The organism is Anaerolineae bacterium, from assembly GCA_014360855.1.
In the GTDB taxonomy this organism is placed as follows: Bacteria; Chloroflexota; Anaerolineae; order JACIWP01; family JACIWP01; genus JACIWP01.
The window spans coordinates 1-3,149 of record JACIWP010000326.1; the positions used below are offsets into that span (position 1 = coordinate 1).

At 62.3% G+C, this 3,149-nt stretch carries 5 protein-coding genes; 4 read left to right on the plus strand and 1 reads right to left on the minus strand.

Features of this window, described 5'->3' with window-relative positions:
- A partial coding sequence (locus tag H5T60_13455) for an ABC transporter substrate-binding protein (protein ID MBC7243437.1) occupies nucleotides 1-660 on the minus strand: 660 nt, incomplete at its 3' end.
- 516 nt (nucleotides 661-1,176) lie between these two features.
- Here H5T60_13455 and H5T60_13460 point away from each other — a divergent pair.
- The 4 genes from H5T60_13460 to H5T60_13475 form a co-directional block, all read left to right on the plus strand.
- Nucleotides 1,177-2,022 (plus strand): fumarate hydratase, encoded by an 846-nt coding sequence (locus tag H5T60_13460; GenBank protein ID MBC7243438.1) that lies wholly within the window; start codon nucleotides 1,177-1,179, stop codon nucleotides 2,020-2,022.
- Between the two features lie 20 nt (nucleotides 2,023-2,042).
- Nucleotides 2,043-2,615: a Fe-S-containing hydro-lyase gene (locus H5T60_13465; protein MBC7243439.1), complete on the plus strand. Its 573-nt coding sequence runs from the start codon at nucleotides 2,043-2,045 to the stop codon at nucleotides 2,613-2,615.
- 3 nt (nucleotides 2,616-2,618) lie between these two features.
- Nucleotides 2,619-3,026 carry a 4Fe-4S dicluster domain-containing protein gene (locus H5T60_13470; GenBank protein MBC7243440.1) on the plus strand — a complete coding sequence of 136 codons (408 nt, stop codon included), beginning with the start codon at nucleotides 2,619-2,621 and terminating at the stop codon, nucleotides 3,024-3,026.
- 30 nt (nucleotides 3,027-3,056) lie between these two features.
- The coding region (locus H5T60_13475; GenBank protein ID MBC7243441.1) for a disulfide reductase at nucleotides 3,057-3,149 on the plus strand (93 nt) is incomplete at its 3' end.

Here is a 3,149-nt window from a genome sequence, read left to right on the forward strand (position 1 = left end):
GGTGCGGAAGTCCTTGGCACCCACCTCGAAAGGCTGAGCGATGAGCACTTTGCCCTTGTAGGAATTGAGGAAAGCGTCCTTGACGCCGATGCCGTAGTCGTTGTTGAGGTACATGACGGCGACCTCATCGGCCTTCAGGTACTCGGCCACCTTCGCCCATTCGGGGCCTTGGGCATCGTCCGATGCCATGGCGGAGAAGACGTAGTCGCCGCACTGCTTCAGCGCCGGCGCCGTGGAGATGGAGGAAATCAGCACCACTTTGCGCTCCTCGGCCTTGGGGCAGAGCGACAGCGTCACAGTGCTGGAGCCGGAGCCAAGGATGACCGGCACCTTGTCGCTGTCCACCAGCTTCAGGAACGCCGTCTGGGCATCCGCGGCGGAGAGGCGGTCATCCTCAAAGATGACGCGGATCTTCTCGCCGTTGGCGTTGATTTTATCGAGCGCCAGCTCAACGCCCTTCTTCATGCTCTGTCCATAGACCGCGGCATCACCGGTGAGATGGTTGATGAAGCCCACGGTGCACACCTGGCCGGCGGGCGGCTGAGTTGCTGCCGCCGGCTGAGTCGCCTGCGGGGCCGGCGTAGGTGTCGCCGGCGCGCACGAGGCCACCAGCACTGCCACTACCAACAGCGCCAACAGTTTCAATACTTTGTGCCTCATCGTCAGACCTCCTCCCTCTTCTCTGGGAATTATGATGCCGGCATGACTGCCATGCCGCCGACCGCAAGACACAAACACGGCTCGAAATCAGGTTGTTCGACAAATTGAGGGATGCACAAAAGGCGCCGCCGGCTGTACGAGGAAACATCAATGTTTCATCAGCCATCATCCATTATAGCACAAAGGTCTGAGGAATTCAAGCAAGTGGTTTCATTTTTGGCCAATTGCGCCGCTGGTAGTATAATAGGCGCAGGCTGAGGTGACAGATATTTGAACAATTATCTCTGTCCAAGATGAATCATCCATGCAATCCATAACCGACGCTCAGCGGCATGCCTGCCGTGCTGGAAAACGAGGTTTACCCATAGGAAGGGCATGGGTTTCCGCACAGGACACGTTTGCGTGGAAGGCCGGCCGTGTACTCTGCCGGCAGTCCGCCCAAACGTGTCCTGCCTTTTATTTCCCCTGGGACAAAGCGCACTACTTCATCCAAACGCCGGCGGGAGGATTCCAACCATGAAGGAAATCGCCTTTCAGGACATCGTGCAGACGGTCAAGCGCCTCTGCATAGAGGCCAATTACTTCCTGGGCGAGGACGTTGTCCAAGCTCTGCAAAAGGCCCGCGAGCAGGAAATCTCGCCGCTGGGGCGGGAAATCCTGGACCAGCTCCTGGAAAACGCCGCTATCGCGCGTCAGGAGGAAGCCCCCATTTGCCAGGACACCGGCCTGACCGTGGTCTTCGCCGAGGTGGGCCAGGATGTGCACATCGTCGGCGGTGCGTTTGAGGACGCCATCAATGAGGGAGTGCGCCAGGGCTACACCGAGGGCTACCTGCGCAAGTCCATGGTGTACCCGCCCTTCGGGTCGCGCAAGAACACCCGCGATAACACGCCGGCGGTTATCCACGTGCGGCTCGTCCCGGGGAACCAGCTCAAGCTGACCGTCCTGCCCAAGGGGGGTGGGAGCGAGAACATGAGCTTCCTCTCGATGATGGCGCCGGCGGCCGGCCGGCAGGGCATCGTGGACTTTGTCGTGGCGAGCGTGGAAAAGGCCGGCGCCAACCCCTGCCCGCCCATCATCGTTGGGGTTGGCATCGGCGGGAGCGCCGATAAGGCCATGGAGCTGGCCAAACATGCCCTGCTCCGCCCGGTGGGCCAGCACCACCCGGAGCCGGAGGTGGCAGACCTGGAGCGGGAACTGCTGGAACGCATCAACCGCACCGGCATCGGCCCGCAGGGATTGGGCGGGAGTACCACGGCCCTGGCGGTGCATATCGAGACCTATCCCTGCCATCTGGCCAGCATGCCGGTGGCGGTGAACATCCAGTGCCATGCGGCGCGCCATAAAGAAGCCATCCTGTGAGCGACGAAAGGATCACGGCCATGGAAAAGACGGGAATTCGCCTGACCACTCCCCTGACCCTGGAGCAGATCGCCCCCCTGCGCGCCGGCGACAAGGTCCTTATCAACGGCATCATCTACGTGGCGCGCGATGCGGCCCATAAACGCATGGTCGAAACGCTGGATCGCGGCGAACCTCTGCCCTTTGACCCCGCCGGCCAGGTCATTTATTATATGGGTCCGACGCCGGCCAAGCCCGGCCGCCCCATCGGCGCCGCCGGCCCCACCACCAGCTACCGCATGGACGCCTATGCCCCGCGCCTGATGGCCGCCGGCATCAAGGGCATGATCGGCAAGGGAGAGCGCTCCCCGGAGGTCATCGAGGCGATGAAGCGCTACCAGTGCGTCTACTTCGCCGCCACCGGCGGGGCCGGCGCCCTCATCTCCCGCTGTATTGTCGCCGCCCGCGTCATCGCCTATGAAGACCTAGGGCCGGAAGCGGTGCAAGAGCTGACAGTGGTGGACTTCCCGGCTATCGTTATCAACGACATATACGGCGGCGATGCCTACGCCGCGGAACGAGAGAAATATCGCAAGCTTCTGCAGAAGGCATAAACCATGCGCGTGACCATTTCTGTCGAGCAGGTGCGTTCGGAATGGGTGCGCCGTATTGAGGAGGTCAGCGGCCAGGATGTGATGGCCTGCTATCACTGCGGCAAGTGCTCCGCCGGCTGTCCCGCGGCGGAAGCCATGGACCTCCTGCCCAACCAGATCATCCGGCTGGTGCAGTTGGGCCAGGTCGAACGCGCCCTGGAGAGCCAGACCATCTGGTACTGCGCCGCCTGTCAGACCTGCTACGCGCGCTGTCCGAAGGGAGTGGACCTGCCGCGGCTGATGGAGGCCCTGCGGGAGCTGGCCATGCAGAAGCGGGGCGATCATCTGGAGATCGCCCGGCTGGACGTGCAGGCGCTGGCGGAATTCCCCCAGCAGGCCTTTATCGCCGGCTTCCGCAAGTACACGACCTGAGGCTGAGCATATCACCGCACGCACCGGAGCGTGAAGATGCGCTATTTCTATTTTCCCGGCTGTACGCTGGAGACCAAGGCGGTGGGCTTCAACCGCTCTGCCCAAGAGGCCGCCGGCGCGTTG

What these genes read in the sequence shown, in the direction of transcription:
- H5T60_13460 (MBC7243438.1), top strand. Translation starts at nt 1,177, where the DNA reads ATGAAGGAAATCGCCTTTCAGGACATCGTGCAGACGGTCAAGCGCCTC.
- H5T60_13470 (MBC7243440.1), top strand. Translation starts at nt 2,619, where the DNA reads ATGCGCGTGACCATTTCTGTCGAGCAGGTGCGTTCGGAATGGGTGCGC.
- H5T60_13465 (MBC7243439.1), top strand. Translation starts at nt 2,043, where the DNA reads ATGGAAAAGACGGGAATTCGCCTGACCACTCCCCTGACCCTGGAGCAG.